Origin of the sequence: Telmatobacter bradus, assembly GCF_048629425.1 — a bacterium.
GTDB classification, from domain to species: domain Bacteria; phylum Acidobacteriota; class Terriglobia; order Terriglobales; family Acidobacteriaceae; genus Telmatobacter; species Telmatobacter bradus.
In genome coordinates this window covers 3797997-3823770 of the sequence record NZ_CP184532.1, presented here as the reverse complement: position 1 = coordinate 3823770, position 25774 = coordinate 3797997, and the positions used below count along the sequence as shown (strand labels likewise).

At 53.2% G+C, this 25774-nt stretch carries 18 protein-coding genes; 8 read left to right on the top strand and 10 right to left on the bottom strand.

What is annotated here, in order from left to right; genetic code table 11:
• Positions 1 to 780: 780 nt before the first annotated feature.
• Both ACOBR2_RS15725 and ACOBR2_RS15720 read right to left on the bottom strand, forming a co-directional pair.
• Positions 781 to 1647 carry a type IV secretion system protein gene (locus ACOBR2_RS15725; RefSeq protein WP_420237059.1) on the bottom strand — a complete coding sequence of 289 codons (867 nt, stop codon included), beginning with the start codon at positions 1645 to 1647 and terminating at the stop codon, positions 781 to 783.
• 152 nt (positions 1648 to 1799) lie between these two features.
• On the bottom strand, positions 1800 to 2435 hold the full coding sequence (locus ACOBR2_RS15720; protein WP_420237058.1) for a hypothetical protein: 636 nt from the start codon (positions 2433 to 2435) through the stop codon (positions 1800 to 1802).
• A 26-nt stretch (positions 2436 to 2461) separates the two neighbouring features.
• On the opposite strand from ACOBR2_RS15720, the gene ACOBR2_RS15715 reads away from it, so the two are divergent.
• Complete coding sequence (locus ACOBR2_RS15715; protein ID WP_420237057.1) at positions 2462 to 3421, top strand: hypothetical protein; 960 nt, start codon at positions 2462 to 2464, stop codon at positions 3419 to 3421.
• A 690-nt stretch (positions 3422 to 4111) separates the two neighbouring features.
• Here the strand turns inward: ACOBR2_RS15715 and ACOBR2_RS15710 are convergent.
• From ACOBR2_RS15710 to ACOBR2_RS15680, 7 genes are all read right to left on the bottom strand, one after another.
• The gene (locus ACOBR2_RS15710; protein ID WP_420237056.1) at positions 4112 to 5563 is read right to left on the bottom strand and encodes an efflux transporter outer membrane subunit; all 1452 of its coding nucleotides are present in this window, start codon (positions 5561 to 5563) and stop codon (positions 4112 to 4114) included.
• Positions 5560 to 8739, bottom strand: a complete 3180-nt coding sequence (locus ACOBR2_RS15705) for an efflux RND transporter permease subunit (protein ID WP_420237055.1) — start codon at positions 8737 to 8739, stop codon at positions 5560 to 5562. The genes ACOBR2_RS15710 and ACOBR2_RS15705 overlap by 4 nt, the downstream gene beginning before the upstream one ends.
• Positions 8739 to 9920, bottom strand: coding sequence for an efflux RND transporter periplasmic adaptor subunit (locus ACOBR2_RS15700; RefSeq protein WP_420237054.1), 1182 nt, complete (start codon positions 9918 to 9920; stop codon positions 8739 to 8741). Before ACOBR2_RS15700 ends, ACOBR2_RS15705 begins: the two co-directional genes overlap by 1 nt.
• An 89-nt stretch (positions 9921 to 10009) precedes the next feature.
• A complete protein-coding gene (locus ACOBR2_RS15695) occupies positions 10010 to 10654 on the bottom strand; it encodes a TetR/AcrR family transcriptional regulator (protein ID WP_420237053.1) in 645 nt (214 codons plus the stop codon).
• Positions 10655 to 11337: 683 nt separating this feature from the next.
• Positions 11338 to 12414, bottom strand: coding sequence for an alpha/beta hydrolase (locus ACOBR2_RS15690; protein WP_420237052.1), 1077 nt, complete (start codon positions 12412 to 12414; stop codon positions 11338 to 11340).
• 115 nt (positions 12415 to 12529) lie between these two features.
• Entirely contained in the window at positions 12530 to 14191 is a 1662-nt protein-coding gene (locus tag ACOBR2_RS15685; protein WP_420237051.1) for a glycoside hydrolase 43 family protein, read from the bottom strand.
• Positions 14192 to 14297: 106 nt separating this feature from the next.
• A complete protein-coding gene (locus ACOBR2_RS15680; RefSeq protein WP_420237050.1) occupies positions 14298 to 17666 on the bottom strand; it encodes a TonB-dependent receptor domain-containing protein in 3369 nt (1122 codons plus the stop codon).
• Between the two features lie 594 nt (positions 17667 to 18260).
• Between ACOBR2_RS15680 and ACOBR2_RS15675 the strand changes: the two genes are divergently transcribed.
• On the top strand, positions 18261 to 19148 hold the full coding sequence (locus tag ACOBR2_RS15675; RefSeq protein WP_420237049.1) for a LysR family transcriptional regulator: 888 nt from the start codon (positions 18261 to 18263) through the stop codon (positions 19146 to 19148).
• A 220-nt stretch (positions 19149 to 19368) separates the two neighbouring features.
• On the opposite strand, the gene ACOBR2_RS15670 is transcribed toward ACOBR2_RS15675, so the two are convergent.
• A complete protein-coding gene (locus ACOBR2_RS15670) occupies positions 19369 to 19743 on the bottom strand; it encodes a transposase (protein ID WP_420237048.1) in 375 nt (124 codons plus the stop codon).
• A 145-nt stretch (positions 19744 to 19888) separates the two neighbouring features.
• Between ACOBR2_RS15670 and ACOBR2_RS15665 the strand changes: the two genes are divergently transcribed.
• The 6 genes from ACOBR2_RS15665 (at position 19889) to ACOBR2_RS15640 (ending at position 25748) form a co-directional block, all read left to right on the top strand.
• Positions 19889 to 20131: a hypothetical protein gene (locus tag ACOBR2_RS15665; protein WP_420237047.1), complete on the top strand. Its 243-nt coding sequence runs from the start codon at positions 19889 to 19891 to the stop codon at positions 20129 to 20131.
• 421 nt (positions 20132 to 20552) lie between these two features.
• On the top strand, positions 20553 to 21212 hold the full coding sequence (locus ACOBR2_RS15660; protein WP_420237046.1) for a TetR/AcrR family transcriptional regulator: 660 nt from the start codon (positions 20553 to 20555) through the stop codon (positions 21210 to 21212).
• Between the two features lie 12 nt (positions 21213 to 21224).
• Positions 21225 to 22178 (top strand): HlyD family secretion protein, encoded by a 954-nt coding sequence (locus ACOBR2_RS15655; protein ID WP_420237045.1) that lies wholly within the window; start codon positions 21225 to 21227, stop codon positions 22176 to 22178.
• Complete coding sequence (locus ACOBR2_RS15650; protein WP_420237044.1) at positions 22175 to 23113, top strand: ABC transporter ATP-binding protein; 939 nt, start codon at positions 22175 to 22177, stop codon at positions 23111 to 23113. Before ACOBR2_RS15655 ends, ACOBR2_RS15650 begins: the two co-directional genes overlap by 4 nt.
• On the top strand, positions 23110 to 24249 hold the full coding sequence (locus tag ACOBR2_RS15645; protein WP_420237043.1) for an ABC transporter permease: 1140 nt from the start codon (positions 23110 to 23112) through the stop codon (positions 24247 to 24249). Before ACOBR2_RS15650 ends, ACOBR2_RS15645 begins: the two co-directional genes overlap by 4 nt.
• A 17-nt stretch (positions 24250 to 24266) precedes the next feature.
• Entirely contained in the window at positions 24267 to 25748 is a 1482-nt protein-coding gene (locus ACOBR2_RS15640; RefSeq protein ID WP_420237042.1) for an efflux transporter outer membrane subunit, read from the top strand.
• Positions 25749 to 25774: the final 26 nt, after the last annotated feature.

Sequence of the window (25774 nt, the reverse complement as noted above, 5' to 3'; positions counted from 1 at the left end):
TTTCTGGCGTTATTGCGACGTGCGTTTTTTGTGTGATGACGGCAGCCAAAAACACAGTAGATTCAAACCTCCCGTGTGAATCTCTCGATCGACAGAGAAATAACTCACACGGCAGGAAAACATGCGGCACTGGCACGTTTCATACTTGATCGCCCAACTAGCTCTAGGGCGATATTTTTTGCCTGTCTTCAGGCACACGATTCCTCAGCATAAAATTGAATACATGTAAGTCGACAAGCAAGCAAAACTCAAGGATTGAGCGATAGTTCTGCCATAGCGAAAGCGATGCTAAAACCTTTTTTTCTGTATGTAAAGTTACCATCGACAATGGACTTAAGTAACGAGTTCCGAGGAGAGAAAGCAATTATTCTGCTGCTTTCTGAAGCACCCCGAAATCTTTAACGATCATTTCCACTAACATAACGACCACCAGCTAACAGTGATCTGAGTAGTTCCAGTCAAGTGGGAAGGCTGATTCTTTTTCGTTGGTGCATCGGACCTCCGGATTACGTCAGTACTTGACTGGCGAGGGCGGCAATTACCAGTGAACCGCGACGGCAGAAGCTGTCCAAGTACCGGGCGTCATCTATGAGCGCCAGAGATAAATAGACCACAGAACACTGCGGAAGCGGTGTTTTGCGGCGGAGTAAAAGTAGGCCACCGCCGGATCTTGAGTCCACGAACTATTGCTTTTTATCAGGTTTCGTGGAACACCGGAGGGATGCATTTCGTGGACATATACGGACGCGTACGGCGCGCAGTATTGGTGGATGCGCGAAGTCAACAAGCGGTGGCGCGTGAGTTTTGGATTTCGCGTGAATCGGTTCGGAAGATGTTGCGGTTCTCGGTTCCACTGCGGCCGCTGAGGATAGATTCCGTCAGTTCCGGAATCTTGAGTAAACCAAAGATGCAAACGAGGAGCGTAATAAACAACGCGGGCAGAATCGTCAGCGCGTTCAAGATGCTGATTGTGCCAATGACACTGAACATCGAGGTCAGTACCTTTGAGAATATATAGATGAATGCCAAGGCCGTCACCAGGTAGAAGCTCAAGCCGATGAAGGCCTTGAACCATCCCCAGAAGAGCCAATCGAGCTTCGGCACGATGAACCACAGGATGAAGATCGGGCCAATCAGTACACATATGGCTGAGGCAACATAGCCGTAGGCGATCACGGCGAAGGAAACGGCCTGCATCGCCGCCAGGAGCAACGCGATAATGAGAAAGGTTTGGTCTTCCAAAATGTTGAAACTGCCCGGTGACGTGCCGAGTTGCTGCTCGGCATTGACCATGGTGGTGGCGATCTGCTGTGTCTGGTCGGACTCGATCTCGCCGGAGAGATTGAGCGCTTCCTGAGTCATGAGATCGCTGAAGCTGTAGCAGACGCCGGGAATCGGCGTCGAGCAGCACGTCAACATGCCCAGACCAAAGGAAATTATCAGAATCAGGCCGGCGAATTTGGCGAATTGAAATCCTCCGCCGAAACCCTGCAAGGCGGAGGGGGCGGATTTCACGCCAAACCAGACGATCAGGATCACGGCCAAGCCACGGAAGATGTCGAGTCCCGTGGCCTGGAGTACAGTGCTCTTAGACGAAAGCAATTGGCTGATTGCCAATCCAAGAAAGGTGAATGGGTTGTCCTGCATCGATTCCTCCCACTACTTTCCGTTGGGACTGGGGTTGCCAAGGTCAAGAGCATTGAGCCATGCTGAAGTAATTCCAGAGATATCCGAGGATGTATTGCCCGAACCAGTTGCGCCCAGCAGCAGCGTATGCGCCACATCACCGGAGTGCAGATTCAGGTAGTAAGGCGTGCCATGCGTCGATTCAAGAGCGACGAGGTATTCCTTCTCCAGATGCGGATTCCACGGGGAACCGGCATCAACGGTAAATAAGAACGACAGGGCGGCATAGTTGGAATTGAGCGCCCACAGCTTAACTGCCGGTTGCCGGAGATCGTGGCGAAGAATGCGTTGAGCAGGTTGTAATGCTCTTCGTACAACAGGCCATCATGCTGAGTGAAGAGCTTCTGAAACTCCTCGACGGCGTGTTCCACTCTGGCGTGGTCCTCATCGTGGATGACAACGGACAACGTAAATTCGTCGAAGTTATTGCCCTCCATACTCAGCACCGTCAGAGCGTTGCCGAGTTCGGCAACTGCGGCCTCTTTCGAGTCATCGACCAGCTCATCGCGTGGCCCAGCGTTCTGATGGTCCTGAAGATTGGAGACAAAGCTGGTTTTGGAGTTGTGATGATGTCGGCGGCGATTGGCGATCTCTTTGCGGGCTTTGCTGTTGTCGACCGGATGCCACTCGGTCACTATGTGGAAGTTTACCGGAACATCAAGCAGGCCATTCAACAGCAAAGGACGCGTAAGAGCAGCATCAGAAGGATCAGGAATACATCCGGCAATTCGGCCATGTTCGACCGCCAAAGGCGCTTGAAGTCAATGGCTACAAGTTGGTTATTGCAGGGGGAAGGCAGGTCTGGCAACCCGCAGATAAGGCGAAATACTTCACAGACATCCTGCTCAACTTCTTTCAGAATATCTTTGGACGCGAGTGGTTTGAAGCTGAAATAGCAAAGCCCAGAGGTACGCGACATCCGATCATGGAGATGCGGTACACGGCTATGACGTACATGAACAAACAGGAGATGACACCGGAAGGAATCTCCTTTTCGCAGATGACGGGGCCAATGCTCGGGTATTTCTGCTTTGCCTACGACCTCTGGGTAGTGAACGATACCGCGCGTTTGGACAAACATTTAGTTGAGCGACTGAAGAACAGCGATCAATTCAAAGGTGCACGGCATGAACTGTTTGCAGAAGCGATCTGCATTCGGGCTGGATTCGATATTGAACATGAGGATGAGCATGACGAATCAACCCGCCATGCTGAATTTACTGCCACTCACCGCATTACTAAGCAGGAAGTATCAGTGGAAGCCAAAAGTAGGCATCGGCCCGGAGTGTTGGGGCAACCTGGTACACGAGAAAAAGAAGATGAGTACAGTATGCCAATTGGCAAGCCCCTGAATGATGCAATAGCGAAGAACGCCCCTTATCCGCTAGTGGTCTTTCTGGACCTCAATCTTCCATGGAAGACTGCGGCTCGACTACTTTTGATGCAACCGCCCCACCCTCTCATACACAAAACCATGGATAGGATACGCAAAAAGAATGGCGACAAAGGCCCCATCCGCTTGCTTGTTACTACAAATCATCCGGAGCACTATTCCGACGATAAGGAAATTGCCACATCGCCTCAACTCCTAAGTATGCTCACCAATCTGTCAGACACTCTGGATATATTGCAGCAAACATTACAGGCCATCCATACGGCGGTTAACATGTACGGACGAATTCCCAAATACTTTGATGAATCAGATGCAGTCCGAAGAGATTCATCAGGCAATTGAACGTGATCGTAAGCGATTTGGCTAACGTAACTGCATTACGTCATATCTGGTGGCAGACTGGTCAACAGTTTGACAAATAAAAATTGTACTGGATGCCAGAGGACCAGACCGTCGGGTGGGCCAAGATGACCCGCCTGCGTGGCAGGCGCTCGCTAGAGGGTAGGACGACGGGCTTTTGCGCAGCAATGAAAGAAGCGTCCAGCAGATGCCAAGCCGGAGTGTAATGGAATGGTCTACACTGTCGCAGCAACCTTCGCCGATTTTATTCATTCGTGATTGCTTTCAACATGACATTCACCTGGTTGTTGAAATGTGGCGGTCATGCGAACAGGCACACCTCACCTGTCCGCGCCGGCGTGCGGTGGTGATGGCAGCGGTTGTTAGGCCGCTACCCTGTTGGCTGTCTGGTTAAGGGGACCACTGAAGTTGAAACACCTTGGAATCGAGATGTTTCCGTCACCGTGGGCTGTACCCGATGAGGAGTCAGCGTCTAGCTAGACCATAATCAGGGTGAACGTCCCCTTGCAGAGAGGACTCAAGGTGGCTTTTTCCTTGAGGAAAAGGCCACCCTGAAAGGATTGTCCATTGGTACATTCGCTTGGCTTTTACTCTAAAAAGGATCGAACAGGCTCAACTCACTCGGCCTTCTCTTCTGATAGCACATAGCGCGCTGCTCTGGCAGCAATAGAATCATTGCTGCCAACCGCCGCCCAGGGCACCGTAGACCTGGACCAGCGACAGCAATTCGTTCTGCTTTGCTGTCGCCAAATCCAACTGCGCCGACAGATAAGTATGGTCGTTGGTTAGCACATCAAGATACGACGATTGTCCCTGCTCGTAACGAATCTTCGACAGATGCAAGGCGTCGGCAGCAGAAGTGACAATCTCTTCTTCGTGTTCACGATACTCGCGATATTTGCGGTATGCGATCAGCGCCTTGGAGATATCGCGAAAAGCATTGGCGATTGTCTGTTGATAGGTGAGCACGGCCTGGCGCTGCTCCGATTCGCTTACACGCACGTTGTTGCGAATCCGTTTAGCGTCGAAGATCGGCACACTCAGGCTGGGACCGTAGTTCCAGGCATAGCTTGGACCAGTAAAGAGACGCGAGAGTGCATTGGAGTCTGAGCCTGCAGCGCCCGTCAGTGAAATCTGCGGGAAATAAGCCGCACGGGCCACACCGATCTCTGCGTTGGCCGCAATCAGAGCGGTTTCCGCTTGCTGAATGTCCGGGCGGCGTTCGAGCAGTTCGGACGGAACTCCAGTTGGAACCGATGGGAGCAGAGGCTGTTGGTCGATGCTCTGGCCACGCGCAATGGAGTGCGGAGTATCACCGAGCAGCGTGGAAAGAGTATCCTCCTGTTGTTCTATCTGCCGTTCCAAATCCGCAATCTGCGCTTGTGAAGTAAAAACAAGTTGCTCGGCCTCACGGACATCAAGCATGGAATCACTTCCGCCCGCTTCAAGCGTTCGTGTCAGCTTGAGAGAATCCTGACGCGAGGCCAGGGTCTTCTGATTGATTTCCAATTGCATATCGAGTGTACGCAACTGGAAGTACGCAGTAGCGATATTGGAAACTACTGTATCAAGCACAGCCCGGCGCGCCCACTCGTAACCGAGCAATTGCGCACGCGCCGCTTCCGAAGCCCTCCGGTATTTTCCCCAGAAGTCCGGTGTCCACGAAGCCGACAAGCCCAGCTTGCCAAAGTTGGTCAGAACGGGATCGGAACCGAACTCCCCCTTGGCATAGCGCTGACTGGTGAAGGAGGAGGTACCGTTCAACGAAGGATACAGGTCAGCATTGGTAACGCCCAATTGCGCCTGCGCCTGCACAATGCGCTCGGCTGCAACGCGCACATCGTAGTTCTGTGCGAGGCCCTTGCGAATCAACTCCTGCAACTGTGGATCGCCAAAAACGCTCCACCATTTTTCGTCGCCCAGACTCTTCTTCGCTACATCGGGCTGCGGAGTACTCCCCGCAGCAGCACCGGCCGCAACAGGTTCATCGGCACCGCGGTATGCGGGAGCCGTAGGCACTACGGGACGCTTGTAGTCCGGACCAACGCGGCATCCAGCCATTGTCAAAGCGACCATAAGGCTTGCTACGGTAGTCAGATTGCGTGCGGTGATCAGCGCGTTCATTGTGCACCTCCCAGTTGATCGGGTTCCGATGAAGGCTCCTGCCTTACAGGCAGTTTTTCCTTGCTAAAGCGGTGCGCGACGCGTTCCACGAGCACGAAGAGCACAGGAATCAGAAAGATCTCCAACAGCGAAGCAGCCAACATGCCACCAATGCACGTTGTACCCAGCGTGCGTCGCGCCTGTGCACCCGATCCCGTTGCCACCCACAAAGGGACGCAACCAAGAATGAACGCAAAGGCCGTCATCAAAATCGGTCGCAAACGAATACGGGCCCCCGTAAGCGCGGCTTCAACCAACGGTGTGCCTGCCGTCAAATTAGCCTTGGCATATTCGACAATCAGAATGGCATTTTTTGCAGCCAGTCCGATTAACATCACCAAGCCGATCTGCGCATAAACGTTATTTTCAAGAGAACGAGACCATAAGGCCAGATATGCGCCGAAGATTGCCAGCGGAGTACCCAGCAGTACGCTGAATGGCAATGTCCAGCTTTCATACTGCGCAGCTAGAATGAGGAACACGAAGATGATCGAGAAGCTATAGGTCATCAGAGACGATGTTCCCTTTTGCGCTTCCTTCTCCTGATACGACATGCCCATATAGTCATAGCCCATGTCGGATGGCATCGTTTGGTGAAAAACATCTTCAAGAGCCGCCATTACCTGGCCAGAGCTATAGCCAGGAGCACCTGTAACCAGGATCTGCGATGCGTTGTACTCGTTGTAGCGCATATTGAATTCCGGTCCAGAGATATGCTTTACGTTGACTAAAGCATTGAGCGGGACACGATTTCCGTTACTCGATTGCACGTAGAAACGACCGATGTTATCGATGCTGGATCGTGCATCCGCATCGGCCGCGACGTAGGTCTGCCACTGCCGACCGAAGCGATTGAAGTAGTTGACCAGATAGCCGCCCATGAAGGTCTGCATCGTCTGATAGACATCGCTCAGATTGACGCCCTGCTGCATAGCCTTGGCTCGATCCACTTCCACATTGATCTGCGGTACATGCGGTAGAGCGGTTGTCAGAGCCATGGCAATTTCAGGACGCTTCGAAGCCGCGGCAATAAAACGATCCGTGTTGTCTGCCAAATAGTCCGTACTCTGTTTGCCGGAACGATCTTCCAGAACGAATGTAACGCCACCCGATGCACCTACACCTTGAATCGCGGGCGGTGTGATCGAAAAAGCAAGGCCGTTGCGAACCTCGCCGGGGAGACGCTGCAAAGACTGCTTGATTGTCTCGTATTCCTCAGCTTTGCCCTTGCGTTGATCCCAATCCTTCAGTTCCGCAAAGAAGAAGGCGTTGTAGGTGCTTTGCGCGCCGGAAACCAGATTGAATCCGAGAACCGTAGACACATTTTCTATACCAGGTGTTTTCATCAGAATGCCTTCCACCTGCGTAGCAGCCTCTGATGTACGTGCCATCGAAGACGCATAGGGAAGTTGCAGACTGACCATCATGTAGCCCTGATCTTCTTCCGGAAGGAAGGAGGTTGGGAGACGGCCGCCAATCATAATTCCGACCACGCTAAAAACCGCCAATAGCACCAGTGCAATTGAAAAACGCCGGATCAGCATTCCCGAAGTTCTTACATAAGCATTGGTACCACGCACAAATGTCTGGTTAAACCAAGCGAAGAAACGTCCCAACGGCCCAGTTCTTTTCTGTTTAGGCTTCAGAAGAAGCGCACAGAGCGCCGGGCTGAGTGTTAAGGCATTAAAAGCTGAGATGAGAACAGAGACAGCAATCGTGATGGAGAACTGCTCATATAGCCGCCCTTTGATGCCAGCAACAAAGGCGGTGGGAATGAAGACAGCAGCCAGGATAAGCGCAATGGCAATGACCGGACTGGAAACTTCTTCCATCGCCTTGAAGGACGCATCTTTGGGGCTCAATCCTTCCGCAATGTGGTGCTCGACCGCTTCGACTACTACGATGGCATCGTCGACTACCAGGCCAATGGCCAGCACCAATCCAAACAGAGAGAGTGTGTTGATACTGAATCCAAGAGCTGGGAATATGGCAAAAGTACCGATCAAAGAGACCGGGACAGCAAGCAGTGGAATCAGTGTTGCGCGCCAACTCTGCAGGAAGATATAAACAACCAGCATGACGAGAAGCAGCGCGATAACCAGCGTCTCGATGATCTCCTTGATGCCTGCATTGACGGCTCTGGTTGTATCCAGAGAGACAACATAGTTCACATCCTGAGGAAAACTCTTGGAGACCTTTTCCATCTCGGCGCGCGCATTGTTCACAGCCTGCACGGCATTCGATCCTGGCAACTGATAGAGAGCAATCGTGGCCGAAGGTTTGCCGTTGGCGCGGCTCTGCATGGAATAGTCTTGCGCGCCCAACTCGATGCGCGCCACATCCTTCAGGCGTACGATTTCACCATTCGGCGATGCGCGCAAAACGATGTTGCCAAACTGTTCCTCACTGACCAGACGGCCATCCGAACGAACAGCATATGTGAACTGCTCCGGATTGTTGGTCGGCTCACCACCCACACTACCCGCAGGGTGAACATCGTTTTGCGCCTGAAGCGCCGATGTAATTTGCGTGACCGTAATGCCTAACTTCGCCATTTGATCTGGCTTGACCCAGATGCGCATGGCGTATTGAGAGGACCCCAGAATCTGTACGCGGCCAATACCCTCTACGCGCGAGAGCTGATCCACGAGGTTGATGTATGCGTAGTTGGACAGATAGCTGGCGTCATATGTTCCATTAGGCGACACCAAGCTGAAGATCACCAACGGCGACGACAGTGCCTTCTGCACCGTTACGCCCGCCGTCGTAACCTGAGCTGGCAACTGTGCCTGCGCTTGGGAATAGCGCAACTGCGTCAGAATTTGATCCGTGTTCGGGTCCGTCCCTGTTTTGAAATTAACCGTTAGAGCCGTCGATCCATTGTTGGCGTTGGTCGAGTACATGTAGTTCATGTGATCGACGCCGCTCATCTGCTGCTCAATCGGTGTAGCGACCGACTGCGTCATCGTGATGGCATCGGCACCGGCATAACTGGCGCGCACCTGAATTTCTGGTGGAACCATATCGGGATATTGCGCCGTCGGAAGACTGAGTAAGGATACGACGCCCACGATCACCATAATGATTGAGATCACTATGGCAAATACAGGACGACGAATAAAGAACTTCGAAATCATTAGCGGCCTCCCTGCGCAGTCGCCTGCTCAGCGACCGGGCGAACGGGCATTGGTCCACGAATCTTGCCATTGCCTTCGGTAACAACTCGGTCGCCAGCGCGAATACCGCTGGTAATGATCCAGTCACTGCCCACCTGGCTACCCACTGTCACAATCCGGGTTTCTGTCATATTGTTCGGTCCAACCACCACAACCAAATGCTGCCCTTGCTGATCCATCACCGCGCGCTGCGGCACCAGAATTGCATTCTTCTGCACATTGGTCAGTGCCCGCACCTTGGCATACTGGCCAGGACGCAGTAGATTGGATGAATTCAGAAAGGCTCCCGCAACCATGATGGTGCCCGTCGTGTTATCCACGCCGCGATCTACAAATACAATCGTTCCTTTTTGTGGATAAACCTGCCCGTTGGACAGTGACAGTTCTAGCGGAATCTTGCTGCCAACGCGCAGCAGATCGGTCACTCCCTGGCGCTTGGCTGAGTCTGACAGATTCAGATATTCCTGTTCACTGATTGCGAAGTATGCCTTGATCGGATTGACCTGTGAAACCGTCGTCAGTGCGGTCGTCGTACTGACCAGATTGCCAACCTGCATCACGGCCTTGCCCGCAACACCATCCACCAACGAACGCACCTTGGTCCATCCAAGATTCAACTCCGCCGTGCGCACCGAAGCTTCATCACTCTGCACTACGGCCGCATACTGCGCGGCCTGCTGAGTGTCGTTATCCAACTGGCTTTGCGCCAGTGCATGAGCTGCAACCAGGGGTTGATCGCGCCGTACGTTGATGCGGCTCAATTCTAGCTGCGCCCGCGCCTGCGCCAGTTGTCCCTGAGCCTGATCGAGAGCTGCTTGAAATGGGCGCTCGTCAATCTCGAACAGAACCTGCCCTTTGTGAACCTGCTGGCCTTCGTGGTAATCCTGCCGGATCAGATATCCGGAGACCTGTGGCTGAATCTGGGCATTGACGAAACCATCGAGATTGCCAACCCATTCTCCATAGATGGGTACATCCCGCTGCTCAGCCGTCGCCACAGCAACCTCCAGAGAAGGCGGGGCACCGGCTACGGACGATTTCTTGCAGCCCGTCGCGATCAGCAGGCTGCTCATCAGCAATAGCGAGGCCGCTTGCAGGCCAGTTTTCACATCTGGGCGAAAATTAAAGACAAAAAATCTCATGGCTCCCTCTCCTGTCTGTACCTAAACAATCGACCGACAGAGTGTTTCATTGGTGTTTTGTTTCGGAATATCAGCTTGCGACGTGCTTATTAGGAAAAACGCCTCTCCGATAGTCCCCGAATTCCAGCCAAAAGGAACCGATAAAGCAGTTCAACCATCTCTTCCAAGCTGACTTGGCTGAAGTCTGTTCCCAAATAGAGTTTCTGCTCAATCCGCTGCTGCGGTATTCGGTTCACGCAAATGGGAATCACCAAACCCGTAGCAATTCGGATTGCGACTGGATCGGCTTGCTCTCCCAATAGATCTGTCACAATGGAAGCCGTAATCTCGTGGATCGGCCGAATCGCCTCGATAAACAATTCCGTCTTATCATCGTGCTGTTCTACAAGCTCGCGCGCCATGAGCAGATGTACCCACATGGGTTCTTCACTGCTACTGGATACCTCCAGAACGCAGTGGACCAGGTTGCGCAACCGCTCCTCGGCCGAACCTTCGACGCAAGATTGTTTCAACAGCTCGAGCAGCCTCTCTGTGACCGACTGTAAAACAGCGCGATACAGTTGGAACTTGTCTCCGAAGTAGTAGTTCACCGCAGCAATGTTCACCTTTGCCCTATCGGTAATCTGACGAACAGTGGCCGCCTCATAGCCTGTTTCGGCGAAGATCTGACCGGCGATTTCAATAAGCCTTCGCCGCACCTCATCGCCCTTCAATTTGGTTGTTAGTGGTTTCATACTCACCTAAACAAGACTTTAAAACAAACGTTTATTTTTGTCAAAACTACTGATTCCTGATACTCTCCAGAACGCGAACTCGGAAAAGCAGAATCGGTTGAAAGCGGAGAGCACTCTGGTGCCCTGCTAGAGCGCCTTTATACACCGCGGAGTCGAATTTCATCCTGCCAAAGGAGCGGTTCACGCTTTTACATAAGTTGATCCGAATGAATAGCATGAGGAGATCGCACTCAAGGTTTCTCCTTCGGCTCTGGACACTACCGAAGTAAAAATCAGCATAGTGCTGCCGGAATAGTCGCGACCATAAACCTGCAATACTGCAAGCGGCGCTCAGTCTTGACTGAGCGCCGCTTGCAGTTGGTTAGAGCCCTCCGCGCAAGTCCATTATTTTTTCTGGGTAAGTATCCCCCGGCAAAGCCGGAGGATCACCCGTAGCCTTTTAGACGCCAGCAGCCTTCCCAGTGGCGTTACTGTTTCATTTGGAACAAATCCTACGACAGGAACGAGCGTTGTCTCCTTCACTGCCAGCATACAGGCATGGTTTATAGCAAGAAGTGAGCGCTAGTTGAACCAAGAATGCGCAACTACCGCTCACTTCTGATGCAATCGAAAAATCAGACTGCATGGCAATCATCTAGACAAGACAGAGGATCCTGTAAATTTAAAAATCTGCGTCAGAACTGTCACTTTGTCGAAGCCGGTGCAAAACTCAAATTCCGCGCAAAGAACGGAAGCACATAATTCTGAAATCGATCCGCGACCGCACTGGTATGCGTTCCCGGATAAACCTCAAAGGAATTAGGGATTCCGTTGTCATCCAGCACCTGGTGTAGTTTTCCAGCATCGATGCGCAATCCATCTTGGTCGCCTACATCCATGGCAATGGCCCGATATTTCCGCAAATTGCCAATATACTGATCAACAAATACCAATGGCGCATTGGCGGTCCACTTGGCAATCACATCTGGCTGGACTACACCTCCTTTTGTCGGCAGATCCAGATAAAGAGGAGGATTCTTAGGATTCGGCGACCAAGCTGCTGCAACTGCCAACTGAGCCTTGGCAAATACGGGGATTCCTGCAAGATCTGCTGGCGTTTTGGCATGAGCCACGGCATCTTCCAACTGCTTGTCGTCCGGGCCGGATGGACGTGCAGACATACAGCACGGACTCATGATATAGAGTGCTCCATAGACATCCGCATGCTTCATGCCGATCCGAGACGCACCGTAGCCACCCATCGAATGCCCCACAAGACCGCGACTTGCACGGTCGGGAATCGTGCGGTAATGTGCGTCAATGTAGGCAACCAGATCCTGTGCTACAAAATCCTCAAAGTTTCCGGTCGTTACTGAGTTTGAATACATTGAACCGTTGTAGATGGTCTTTGCGTCTGGCAGGACAACAATCATCTCTCCGACTCCGCGAGCGAACGCGCCTTCAACCGTTTGCGGCACGTGAATCTCGTGCGACCACTGCTCTGCACCGATAAAGTATCCATGTAGGCCATACACTACTGGGTAGCGCCGGGACTCATCCTTGCTATAACTCGGAGGCAGAAAGACCAGGACGTCGCGATCTATTGCCTCGCCTTCAAGATTCCCCTCTAAAGATCTTCCATGTACCTTGATGTGCTCGACAGTTACAGGTTTTGCATCAGGAACGACTGCGGGAACCTTCGTCTCCACCTGTGCCTTTGCCTGGGTTACGAGCGCCACAATCGCTAAAAATCCCGCAGCAATATATTTCCTCTGGATCATTTCACACCTCTTTCTGCCTACTGTTGAATAGAACGTAGATGCCTCCGTATTGCACATTCCACCGTCCGCCGCGATTGAACCCTAACCAGATTCCGTCTTCCAGCGTTGATTAAAGTTATTGGGATGGAAGGATATCAAAACTCGAAACAATGACTTTGCCTCCCAAAGATTGAGTTGCATAGTTGAAAATGGCAAAGCGATATCCCATGAAGAAGTTCCACGAGTCATTCAACTTCACCGGATCACCAATTGCTTGAAAGCTTCTACCGTCAGTGCTATAGAAAAATTGCGCATGTCGATCTACGCCTGGATGTATGTCAGTCGAGATACGAAGCCAGATTCTGTTGCCAGAAACTACGATGCTTTTTTCTATATCACCCTTGTTCGCAGTTTTCCATCCCTCGCGCATCGTCAAATTAGTTTTAAGAACGACATTGTAAGAACCTTTTTCTTTCACAACTCCAACCCATGCTGATGTATCTCTAAGCATGGCTAAACCCGTGTTATCGCCGTCTTTCATCTGCGAGAGCTGAATTGAAACCGTTACCGTGGATTCTGGCCCAGGTATACGGTGTGTAAGCGTATTGCGAGCCTGATAGAGGTCATCTGTGACAGTTGCGGTTTTCAGCAGTAGTCCTCGCCCTGTCAGCCACTTCGTGTTGTCGGGATTGTGATTCCATTCCCACTCTGGACCGAGTTTCGACGTATGAAATGAATCGGAAAACTGCGTTCTGCTCGACTGCGTTGCGGGTATTACCGGCAATGGATAGGAATTTCCCCACGCACCCTTTTGCAATTCCAACTCTGGCCATCCATCCGCATTCCAGCGCATTGGCGCAAGCACCGGTAATCGTCCGCCAGGATAGGCATCGATAAAAGCCATGTAGTACCAAGCACCCGCCGCCGTCTGCACGATACCACCCTGGTGCGGATGTCCCGCACCCGCAACGGGGCTGGTCGCGTCTTCCACAAACACGTGCGCCGTGTACGGTCCAAACGGTCCGGAGGAGGACTTTAATACGTACTCAGCATTAGCCGGCTTCGTAGTGAAAATATAATAGTTACCTTGAATCTTGTAGATGCGCGAACCTTCTAACATGCCAATTTCTTTCTGTGCAGTAAAAACAATTTCGGATCGTACTTCTTTGGTGACGTCAGCAGAGAGTTGTGCAACGTGCAGAGTCGTATTCCCGTAGGAGATATACATCGTATCGTCGTCATCCACGAGAAAACTGGCGTCATAATAACACTTGCCCAATATTGCATGTCTTTGCCAGGGACCTTCTGCCGCCTTGGCCGTATAAATATAGGTCTTGTTGAAATCTATGCAGCCACCCCAATAGAACGTCTGATTGCTCTTCCGATAACCGAGGAAAGAAGCCCAGGTACCGCGCACATAAGCGCTGCCGCCATCGAGGTTGTAAGAAGGACCGAAATCAAGTACTGGCACCGAATGACCGATGTAATTCCAGTGCACAAGGTCCGTGGAGCTCAAGACTGGAGCCCCGGGCGAGTAATGCATGTTCGATGCCGAGTAGTAATACCGGTCGCCAACGCGCAATACATCCCCGTCGGCCAGATCCTCCCATAGAACCGGATTCTGAAACGACGTCTGCGAATACGCAACCGATTGCAAATTTACGCTATGCTGAAAAACGCACAGCATAGCCAGAGAAATTGTTTTCGCAAAATTCGTCAGAAATGCTCGTCGCGTGATTCGTTTCAACTCAGCATCCTTTCCATTTGTTGGAGGCCAGGTATTGGTTTTATAAATCAACTTTGAGATCAAGGTATCTGCTGGAGTTCCGCAATTACGCTCTTAAAAAACGCGCGGCTATATTCAATAAAAAACATAGCCGCGCAAAAGGAGGTATGCGAGAGGATTAAAACACAAGCTTGCCAACGAGTTCGAGCGAACGGCCACCTTCAGTGACCGAACGAATTGTCGCTGAGTGTCCGGTGCCAATTACCTGATCTGGCAGGCCAAAAGATGGATGGTTCAAGACATTGGAAGCGCTTGCGCTAAAGTTGAATGAGACATTCCGGTAAATCGGGAAGTTTTTCCGGATTGCCATATTCATCACATGCAACCCTGGACCATACACGCTGTTTCTTCTCGTGTTTCCAAGCGTTCCGGCAGTCGGTGCTGCATATGCGTCCGTGTTAAACCATCCATTAACGCCGGCATTATGCGACTTTGGATTTCCGACTTGATTTGGATACCACTCCATGTTGGAAGAAAGGGCATAGCTGTTGTTGGTGAGCATGTAGGGAGTAAATGGATTTCCGCCCTGCCCCAGCCAAGTTCCTGATAGTGTCCATCCTCCAATCGCCTCATTTAAGGCTTGGTTCTGGTTAAAGAACTTACGCCCCTTTCCAAACGGAAGCTCGTAAATTACCTGCCCCTTAAACATGTTGCGAACATCGAAGTTGGAGGCTCCGTAATTCGAGGAAGGATCATAGGCATTCTGGTATGCCTGCGTTCCCTGCAAGGAGTTCCAGCCAGAAGAATCCTGGTTTGACAACATGTGTGACCACGTGTAGTTGAAGTTAAACTCAATGCCGTTGCTCATGCGGCGAGCAATTACGGCCTCAAATCCGTTGTAGTTTGAAACGCCCTTGGAATTGAAACCAGTAATACTCTGATACGCCTGGTACGGACGATATGTAGAGTCATTGACTCCGAGTTCACTTACAGGAACCTGATTCAGATCCGTGATATAAGGAAGGTTCGTGCCACGGCTTCCAATATACGCAACCTCAGCCATCATGTTGTCTGTAAGCTGACGCTGAATATCCAAATTCCATTCCTTTAGAATCGGAATTGGAGTGTGATATTGCTCATAGCCTACGCTCTGACCATTGTATGATTGTGGCTGGTTAGGCGCAGAAACAAACAGAGAATTGATGCTCGATCCTTTGCTTCCCTGATAATTCGTATTTCCATCCGCAGAAAGCATCACAACCGGGTAGGCGTTGGAAGTCGAATCAGACTCAGACCCGCTCGTTCCGTATGCCGATCCCTGTCCCGATGCCCACAATGCGCTCCACGGGAACGAATAAATGCCGAATCCACTGCGCACAGTCGTTTTGGATGTCAGTTGATATGCGACACCAATACGTGGCAACCAGTTGTTGAAGCGCGAACTTTGGAGAGCCGTACGCCCATTCGCATGCGTGGACTGATACCACATTGCACCCAACTCGCCATTCGCTGGGTTAGTGAGCGTTGGATCGAAGCTAAGCGAGTTGCCCGATACTTCGGACCATCCCGTCCTTCCCTCCCAACGAAGTCCAAGGTTGAACGTCAACTTAGGAGTCGCCTTCCAGTCATCCTGCACAAAGGCGGCACCACCCTTTTGCCGTCCACCATATTCCGGGTGGTTGCTGGCAGACCAGCCATTCACATAGCCCAAAAGGAAATCGGCATAGGCGCTACCTGTGGTTGAAGTTGTATTGTTGCTGCTAGCGGTATAGCCGCCGTTGAAAGATACGTTGGATGGGTTAATCCCGCCCCAATCCGTGGCATCAACGCGCTCGATGATTGCCTGACCGCCCGCATGGACTACATGCTTTCCATGAATCCAGGTTACCGTGTCCGACAAATCAAACAAATTCTCTTTGTCGATGAAGTTGGTACCAAGTTGTAATTCGTAGAACCCACTGACATTAACCATTGGAAACGCATCTACTTTGGCAAACTGCAAACCTAACTGCGTCGGATAACCCTTACCAATAGAGTCCGGCGTTTCGTTATCGTATTCTCCGTAGAATCCGACTCTGGCCTCGTTAATCAGATTTGTATTGAGCGTCCACACATCCGAAAGCTGGCTAATGACATTGCCAGTTGTAAACGTATGGTCGCAGTCAATGGGGCAAACTGGACTAAGAGCAGGCGAATCGTTTTGATTGTGTGAAGCCGATCCAGTAATACGATTGCTTGGTGTTATATCCGCGTCAATACGGCCAAAATACTTCTGGATGCTCGTTGTGGAATTCAATATGTACTCGTAGTTGTTCGTAGTGCCCGTTAAACCAGGCGTCGGCGCTGGGAAATAAGCCTGGATCTTCTTTGCTACGGAATCAAGCATCGTAGTGGGAATCACATTGCCGTTTCCATTCTCATCGGCAAAAGATTTACGAGTAACGATACCGGTTGTAGCATTGACGATCTGGGAAGTTGGATCATAAATGGTTGGCAGGCCAGTAAAATTGCCTCTGCGCATTGCCTCGGTAGGAACGTTAATAAAGCTCGGACTTCCTCCGCCATGGCTAATAGTATGATCCCAATCAAAGAACAGAAAGACGCGGCTCTTCAGAGCAGGGCCTCCAAGATTACCGCCAAAATCGTTGTAATTCAGCGGTGCCACAGAGCCCGTTCCAAAAGCATAGGTCGCAGCTTTAAACGCAGTATTCTGTATGTAGTCATAGGCCATTCCATGAATACTGTTGCTACCGCCCTTAGTGATCTGGTTATATAGAATGCCACCAGTCGGATACTGCGCCGAGAACATCGAATCACTGATCTTGACTTCAGCAATCGCGTCAAACACCGGCATGACAATAACATTGTCAGCCTGCGGAGAGTTCGACATGGCGCCATCTAGCAGTGCTGTGGAAAAAGGCATACTGCCATTGGCTGAGACGCCTCCCATGCCGGGATTAGTGGTGTTATTGTACCCAGACGGAGTTCCCTTGGTTCCAGGCAACAGTACGATATTTTGCTGCCAGTCTGGCGATCCAACTTGGGGAAGTGCTTGTAGCGTGTCTTCCGGAAGAGTAGAGGAAAGCTCCGGAGTCGCCGTTTCTAACAGCGGTGCGCTTTCGTTCACCACAACCTGTTGCGTCGCCTGTCCAACTCCAAGTTCAACATTCATTCCGATACGTCCAACGCGTAAAATCATTGGACCGCGCTGCAATGTTTCAAAACCCTGCAGTTTGAATGTCACGACATAGTGGTCATCTGGAACAATAGGTCCCGTATCATACAACCCCGATTGATTCGTTTGGTAACTATGAACCACTCCTTTGTCAACATCCTTTACCGTAATCGACACATTTGGGATTACGGCACCCGAAGTGTCTGTAACGGTACCAGTAAGATCTGCCGAGTTGGTAGCCTGACTCCAAACGGCCATCACACTACCAAGTAACATGGCCAACAATGTGCACAGTTTCTGTTTCGACAAAGGATGTTTCTGGAAGCCACTAGATTCTGCTTTTCCGATGTTGTCTACGATTGGTTTGTTCATTCTAGCCTCTCTTTCCTGCAAATACGTCTTTCATGTGTGGTGAATTGTTATGGACTCGTTCCCTCATCGCGCAGAAGTCCGTTCGAGGTTGCATTACACTGTTCTGCGAACGATCTGCATCTGCGCCTGTACTTGTGCATAGATCAAAACCGAAGCACTCTTCGCAATCCCACATACACTGGGGTTGAAAGCTATCATCCATACGAGACTGATGCTGGGTACTATGGCGCCTTAGCAATCGTTTTCTCGAAACAGCGAACTACATCCACACAAGAGCGAATGGCTCTCTGAAGCAGAGAGCGCGCTAATGCGCAATGAGATTTGCGGTGCGTATTTTCTTGCGCTTAATTTCGCGTCACTCCGACCGGGTAAGCGTTCTCTAGAACAGGGATGATGCATGAGAACAAATACTGCCGTCAAGATTAATAAATCGATTTAGATCGATCGATATTGTCGATTGATAGCGCCGCGCAAGTCCCACCGCATCTTGAGACTGACGCACTGTTTCTGCAGCTCAGAGAGGATGCGGCTGTGGCATGTTGAAACAGGACTTTTCGGTTGACTACATGGGTTAAGCCAATCCATTCTTATGCCATGAACACAACTCTGGACGCCTGGGAAGTATTTCAAAATGTAGTGCTCCTGGGAGGATTCGCTCCCGCTGCAAAAAAGCTAAATCGTTCCCAATCGACGATTAGTTATGTGATAGGGCGCCTACAGGAACAGCTAGGAGTGCAACTGTTTGAAATACAGGGAAGAAAATCACAATTAACAGAGGCAGGAAGAGCTCTGCTTGCAGATGTAGAGCCTTATCTGGCTGGATTTCACCAGTTGGAGAAGAGAGCTAGCCTGATGGCGTCTAGCGGAACTTCGGAAATCAGGCTTTCCGTGGATAGCATCTTTCCGAATGATCGCCTTTACGCGGCATTAGCGGAATTTTCGCAGCGCTATCCTCATCTCAATCTGAAACTTTGGCAGGATACTTTTCTCTCTGCAGATGTCGAGTTTTCTTTGCATGGTACCCAACTATGCATAACCGGCTTAATTTCAAGCGAGATGTTTGTAAAACCAATTCTTGTTGTCGAAATGATTGCAGTTGCTCGCAAGGATCATCCTCTACATTCCATCAAGCACAAGCTCACGCGTGCAGATATTATGCAACATATGTTGGTGACTATTTCAGGGGCAGCATCTGGAAGTCTGAAACACCAACCGCAACTTGCAGCGCAACGTGTTTTCGCTGTTCGGACAATCGAATCAGCAATCAGTGCAGTTCGTAATGGATTATGTTTTGGTTGGCTACCGAAATACTCAATAAAGTCAGACATTGAAAATGGTACTTTAGTCCCACTTCCCCTGTATGTTGGAAGAACTCGTGAGGTGGGTTTGAATCTTGTCTGTAAGGACTTCATCTCCAGCAGTCGTGAAGTAAATGTGTTGGCCAAGCTTCTTGGGGTGGAACATGACGTTGAAAGAGTATGAATTCTCCACCGCCTTATAGTTGGCTTGTAGCACATGGAGTATCAATGCTTTCTATAAAATAGAGTAACGCAGGAAGTCGTTTTGGAACCCTTTTGGCACGCAATTGAACCTCGGTTTGACCCCGGAAATAGCACTCCGGCCTAGCCGAATCCCGCAACGATTCTGGGTCAAAAGTTGGCTCAGAATCCTCAAGATGATGGCCTTGCCCTCAGACTGGCGCTCATATACGCGCAGTTTGAGGGGAATATCCCGTCGCCGTCGAGGCTGTGGGAGTGGTGGAATCGCCACAGCGATTTCCATACTTCCACAGCCTGCCTCTCAGGCCGCTTCGCGCTGCAGCCACCACTTCTGGCTCCGCCACAACAACTGGCAACAGCTTCGTTGCAGGTTTCGTACGACCACCCGGAATCCCGTTGCGATACTCATAGCGCCACCAAAATACCTGATCGGAGTTCACGCCTTGCTCGCGTACAACACGAGCAAGCGACGTGCCCGACACAAACATCGCTTCAACAATACGGCGCTTCTCGTCCACACTGTGATGGATCCGCTTCGGTGCTTCTGGCTTGTCTGTACTCTCGGTGATTTCGTTCACACTGTCATCGTCTGCCCGAAAACAACTGATGTCCAGACGCTCGTCAGACGACACTTACACCGTAAACTCGATGTGCCGTTCCGTAAATATCTGGCGACCTCGGCGCTTTCGCCTTATGCCCGGATAGCGCGGAGAAACTACAGGTGTGGCGGCGTTGATCGAAGGGATCAATTACGACGTATTACTCGGAGACAAGGCTTACGATGCGGTATACGAAATTCCACGGGGCCGCATTGATAAAAACTTCGTTGGCAAGGCTCTCTGGTGTTGTACCTGCGAGTGGAGCTACGCCTTCAGCGGCCAGAACGGTAGCCAGACTGCTTACGGTGGCGCTGCGTTTATCGGCGGAGAGAGATTGAAATTTGCTGGCGCCCAGATCGGCCGCTGAAAATATGATCCCGGCTTTGGATATGATGGCGGCAATAAGCTCCTATTTCAAGATGTCGATAGATGAGTTTTGGACCTATGCCGAGAAATTGCCGCGATCTGGTTCTGTAAAAAAATAGTATCGTTTCTGCCGCAGAGTACCAAGTCGACCGATCATAGGTCGGCTTGTACTTCTTGCCTATAGTCAACCTAGCCAAAAAAATTCCACAGGAAAACACCAGCTTTTCAGGCATCAAACGACGCCATCCCGCAGTGTACGCACGGCGTAAGATTTTCTTTATTTCCGCTTCGGACATTCTTCGCCAAAACCTTTCAGAATCCGCTACTTCTACAGCACAACACGAGACAGAAAGGCAAGCAGTAAAAATAAATTATTTTCTTCAGTATTGTAATTATTTATTTTTTTAATTAATATCAAGACCATGTCAGCCTACTCTCCAAAACGACGTGTCGGACGTCCCGCGACCGAAGACCGCCAGCAGGCCCGAACACGGATTCTCACCTCGGCCCTCGACCTCTTTGCCAATCGCGGCATTGCCGGTGTTCCCGACTCGGCCATTGCCCAGAGCGCCGGCGTCACCCCAGCCATGGTCCGCTACTACTTCGCCGATCGCGAGGCCCTGCTCGACGCCCTCTTCGACGAGCACATCCGTACCTTTGTCTTTACCATCTGGAAGATTGACGAACTCTGCTGGCAGCGTTCACTCGACGTTCTCTCGAGCCTGGCTCACGGCATTGTCGAGGCAGCGCAGACCAGTCCCTGGCTTCCCAATCTCTGGATCCGCGAGGTCGTCAGCGAGACGGGGCTGCTGCGTTCCCGCATCATCGCGCTGCTCTCCGAACTGCCCATGCGCCGCCTGGCCGAACTTGTGCGCCGGGAACAGCAGCAGGGCCTTGTGCCTTCTGCCATCCAGCCCGGCCTCATCTTTGTCTCAATGATCGGCCTGACCATGATGCCACTGGCCATCAACCTCTGGCGCAATCTGCCCGACAACGAGCGCCTCGGCCCCAGTGAGATTGTCCACCACGCTCTCGCCCTGCTCGGCTACGGACTTTACGGCCAACCCAACGCCACACTCTGAGGAACCCACACCATGATGCCACGCCCTTGCATCGCCCTCACCCTGTCTCTCTCTCTGCTGCTTGCCGCTGGCTGCCGCAAACCGCAGGGCACGCATTGGCAGGGCTATGGCGAAGGTGACTTCGTCAACATCTCAAGCTCGCAGGCTGGCCGTCTCGATGCCCTCATGGGCGAGCGCGGATCGACCATCGTCGCCGGCGCGCCGCTCTTTGCCCTCGAATCCCAAAGCGAATCCGAGGCCTGCGATCAGGCACGCGCACAGCTCAAAACCGCCGAGGCCCAGCTCGACGACCTCCTCACCGGCAAGCGTCCTCCCGAGGTCGGTGTCATCGATGCCCAGCTCATCGAGGCCCGCGCCACTCTCGAGCAGGCCAACCGCACACGCCTGCGCGATGAGGCTCAATTTAAGGTCGGCGGTATCACCGCGCAGCAGGCTGAAAACAGCCGATCCACCGTCCTCATCGACGAGGCCCGCGTGCGCGAACTTGAGCACCAGATTGAAGTCGCGGATCTTCCCTCGCGTGCCGCCCAGATCCGCGCCCAGCAGCAGATCGTCGCCGCCGATCGCGCCGCTCTTGCCCAGGCCGAATGGCGTCTGCATCAGAAGTCGGTAAATGCTCCGCAGCAGGCCCTCGTCTTCGACATCCTCTACCGCACCGGCGAGTGGATCCCCGCCGGCTCGCCCATTGTGCGCCTTCTGCCTGCGTCCAACATCAAGCTCCGCTTCTTTGTGCCGGAAGAAGATCTAGCCACGTTCCATCTTGGCGATAGCATCCGCTTCCACCGTGATGGCGTACCCGATGCCACCGCCCGCATCACCTACATCTCCACCCAAGCCGAGTACACGCCTCCTGTCATCTACAGCAACGAAACCCGCGCCAAGCTCGTCTACATGATCGAAGCCCACCCCGACGATCCGCTCCATGTGCAACTGCATCCCGGCCAGCCCCTTGAGGTCACGCGATGAACTCCGAACGCATCATCGACGTCCATGGACTCACCAAGAGCTTCGGGCCGCGCCGCGTGGTCGATAACGTCTCGCTTGAGGTCGAGCGCGGCCAGATCTACGGTTTCCTCGGCCCCAACGGCAGCGGCAAAACCACTACCATCCGCATGATCTGCGGCCTGCTCACCCCCGATGCCGGCTCGGGCACCTGCCTCGGCTTCGACCTCATGCACCAAAGCCGCGCCATCAAGCGCAATGTCGGCTACATGACCCAGCGCTTCTCCTACTGGGAAGATCTCACCGTCCGCGAGAACCTCGACTTCGTGGCCCACATCTACGGACTCCCTGATCGCAAAAAGCTCGTTGCACGCGCCATCGACGAGCTCGGCCTCGGTGCCCGTGCCGATCAGCTTGCCGGCTCCATGTCCGGCGGATGGAAGCAGCGCGTCGCTCTCGCCGCCTGCATGTTGCATCAGCCCAAATTGCTCCTGCTCGACGAACCCACCGCCGGCGTCGACCCCACTGCCCGCCGCGACTTCTGGCGCGAGCTCCATCGCCTTGCCGCAACCGGCGTCTCCGTCCTCGTCAGCACCCATTACATGGACGAGGCTTCGCGCTGCCACAAGCTCGCCTACATCGCCTACGGCAAGCTCCTCGCCCAGGGTACCGAAGACAAAATCATCCGCAACGAAGCACTCTCCACCTGGCAGTTGCGTGGAAACAATCTCACCGCGCTCTCCGAACGCCTCGAAAAGATGCCCGGCATCGATCAGGTCATCGCCTTCGGCACCGCACTCCACGCCAGCGGACGCGATCCCGAGCTCATGCACGCCAACCTGCAACAGATCGCGCGGCTCCCCGATCCGCCCAGCATCGAAGAGGTCGAGACCAGTCTCGAAGATGTCTTCATCCATCTCATGAATCGCTCGCACGACAACTTTGGAGGCGCAGCATGATTCTCGCCGAGCTCTTCAGCTTCCGCCGCTGGTGGGCCGTCGTGCTCAAGGAGTTTCTGCAACTACGCCGCGACCGCATCACCTTCGCGATGATCGTCGCCATTCCATTCATCCAGCTCGTGCTCTTCGGTTACGCCATCAACAGCGACCCCAAGCATCAGCCCACCGTCATCGTCAGTGATGATCAAAGCGAGTTCACGCGCAGCTTCATCGCCGCCCTCGCGCACTCCGACTACTTCAACATCAAGGGCACTGCCAACGAAGCCGAGGCCCATCATCTGCTCTCCCAGGGCGATGCCATCTTCGTCATCAACATTCCGCCCGACTTTACCCGCCGCATGTTACGCGGCGAGCGCCCCATTCTCCTCGTCGAAGCCGATGCTACCGACCCCATGGCCGCCGGCAATGCCGTCGCCGCCGTCAACGAGCTCGCCCTCGAAGCCTTCAATCGCGATCTGCGCGGACCGCTCGCCCATCTCAAGCCAACAGATGCCCCCTTCGAACTCCGCATCGAGCGCTGCTACAACCCCGAAGGCATCTCCCAATACAACATCGTTCCCGGCCTGATGGGCGTCATCCTCACCCTGATGATGGTCATGATGACCGGCCTCGCCATCACACGCGAGCGCGAACGCGGCACCATGGAAAATCTCCTCGCCACACCTATTCGTTCCATCGAGGTGATGGCCGGCAAGATCATCCCATACATCGCCATCGGCATCTTTCAGGCCACGCTCATTCTCTCCGCCGCCATCGTGCTCTTTCATGTTCCCTTCGCCGGCAGCGTGATTGCCGTCTACACCTCCGTGCTCATCTTCGTCGCCGCCAATCTCACCGTCGGCGTCACCCTCTCTTCGCTTGCTTCGAATCAACTACAGGCCATGCAGCTCACCATCTTTTACTTCATGCCGAATCTTATGCTCTCGGGCTTCATGTTCCCCTTTCAGGGAATGCCCGCATGGGCGCGCACTCTCGGCGAGTTTCTCCCACTCACTCACTTCAACCGCCTCATTCGCGGCATTCTGCTCAAGGGCAATACCTGGCCCGAGCTCTGGCCCAACCTCTGGCCGCTGCTCCTCTTCACCACCCTCGTCATGACCGTCGCTGTCAAGTTCTACCGCAAGACTCTCGACTAGCAAAGGAGCGCTCACCGATGAACCCATCGCACTCGCATCATCTGCTTCCCGTGCTGCTCCTCGCCGCGCCCTTCGCGGCCGGATGTCATGCGCGCTCGCCCTATCAGCCACCCGCGCCACCCTCTGCATCGACTTACACGGCGCATCCAACAACGCACACCGATGCCGCGCCCAACGCGCAACATGCCGCCACCGCGCAGCACCTCGTCGCAAGCAACAGCATCGCTGCCGCATGGTGGCAGAGCTTCCATTCCCCCGTCCTCAATCGCATGGTCGAAGAGGCCCTCGCCCACAGCCCCACCCTCGACGAAGCCCGCGCCCGCCTGCGTCAGGCCGAAGAGAACAATCGCGCCACACGCGGCGCCAAACTCTCGCCCACCGTTGCCCTCAGCGCCAGCGAAAAAGAACAGCAGAACGATCTGCACACCATGGGCTTACCCAACTCCATCAAAAATCCCGATGCCTTCGCCCTCACCACGGTCGGCCTCGATGTTAGCTACACCTTCGATCTTAGCGGCGGCACGCATCACGCCCTCGTCGCCAGCCGCGCACAGGTTGACGCACAGCGCTTCGAGCTTGCCGCCGCGCAGCTCACCCTCGCTGGCAATGTCGTTCTCAACGCCATCGACGAAGCCCGCACCCGCGAGCAGATCCGCACAACCGAAAGCATCCTCGCCCTCGAAGATGAAAAGCTCGCTATCCTCGAAGCTCAACTTGCTGCAGGCGGCATCACGCAATCGGAAGTTGAGCAGCAGCACCAGCTCATTGCACAAAGCCGCGCCCAGCTAGCGCCTCTCGCCTTGCATCTCGATGAAGTACGCGCCCAGCTCTCCGTCTACCTCGGTCACGAGCCCGCGGATCAACCCACTGAGATCATCGCCATCGACTCCCTGCAACTGCCCGAACAACTCGCCTACACGCTGCCTTCAACGCTCGCCGCCACGCGCCCTGACATCCTCGCCGCCGATGCTCTTGTACGCGAACGTGGAGCCGAAGCCGGCATCGCGCAGGCCAATCTCTATCCACGCTTCACCCTCTCGAGTTCGCTCTCAACCGAGCGCCGATCCATTGGCGACCTGATCGATGGGCTCAACATCTGGAGCCTTGCCGGGAGCATCTCGCAGCCCGTCTGGAATGGCGGCCAGCTCAAAGCCCAGAAGCGCGCCGCCGATGCAGCCTATGACAAGGCCCTCGCCGCCTACAAACAGACCGTGCTCGATGGGCTCTATCAGGTTGCAAAATCTCTTGCCGCTCTCGAACACGATGCCAGCCAACTCCAGCATCTTGCTGAAGCTTCTTCCCATGCACGCGCGCAACAAGCTATCTGCCGCGATCGCTTAGCGCTCGGTGGCATCAGCCGTCTGCAACTCATCAATGCCGAGCTCAACACACTCACCACCGAGCAGAATGAAATCGCCACTGCTTCTGCGCGTTTCAGCGATTCGGCAGCCCTCATGACCGCACTCGGTGGTGGCACACTCAGTTCGCCCGCGCACTGATTCCGGCACAAAGCAAAAATGCCCTT

Excerpts from the sequence above, each read along its gene's own strand:
- ACOBR2_RS15725 (WP_420237059.1), bottom strand. The coding sequence starts at position 1,647 with ATGCAGGACAACCCATTCACCTTTCTTGGATTGGCAATCAGCCAATTG.
- ACOBR2_RS15710 (WP_420237056.1), bottom strand. The coding sequence starts at position 5,563 with ATGAACGCGCTGATCACCGCACGCAATCTGACTACCGTAGCAAGCCTT.
- ACOBR2_RS15705 (WP_420237055.1), bottom strand. The coding sequence starts at position 8,739 with ATGATTTCGAAGTTCTTTATTCGTCGTCCTGTATTTGCCATAGTGATC.
- ACOBR2_RS15700 (WP_420237054.1), bottom strand. The coding sequence starts at position 9,920 with ATGAGATTTTTTGTCTTTAATTTTCGCCCAGATGTGAAAACTGGCCTG.
- ACOBR2_RS15695 (WP_420237053.1), bottom strand. The coding sequence starts at position 10,654 with ATGAAACCACTAACAACCAAATTGAAGGGCGATGAGGTGCGGCGAAGG.
- ACOBR2_RS15690 (WP_420237052.1), bottom strand. The coding sequence starts at position 12,414 with ATGATCCAGAGGAAATATATTGCTGCGGGATTTTTAGCGATTGTGGCG.
- ACOBR2_RS15680 (WP_420237050.1), bottom strand. The coding sequence starts at position 17,666 with ATGAACAAACCAATCGTAGACAACATCGGAAAAGCAGAATCTAGTGGC.
- ACOBR2_RS15675 (WP_420237049.1), top strand. The coding sequence starts at position 18,261 with ATGAACACAACTCTGGACGCCTGGGAAGTATTTCAAAATGTAGTGCTC.
- ACOBR2_RS15660 (WP_420237046.1), top strand. The coding sequence starts at position 20,553 with ATGTCAGCCTACTCTCCAAAACGACGTGTCGGACGTCCCGCGACCGAA.
- ACOBR2_RS15655 (WP_420237045.1), top strand. The coding sequence starts at position 21,225 with ATGATGCCACGCCCTTGCATCGCCCTCACCCTGTCTCTCTCTCTGCTG.
- ACOBR2_RS15650 (WP_420237044.1), top strand. The coding sequence starts at position 22,175 with ATGAACTCCGAACGCATCATCGACGTCCATGGACTCACCAAGAGCTTC.
- ACOBR2_RS15645 (WP_420237043.1), top strand. The coding sequence starts at position 23,110 with ATGATTCTCGCCGAGCTCTTCAGCTTCCGCCGCTGGTGGGCCGTCGTG.
- ACOBR2_RS15640 (WP_420237042.1), top strand. The coding sequence starts at position 24,267 with ATGAACCCATCGCACTCGCATCATCTGCTTCCCGTGCTGCTCCTCGCC.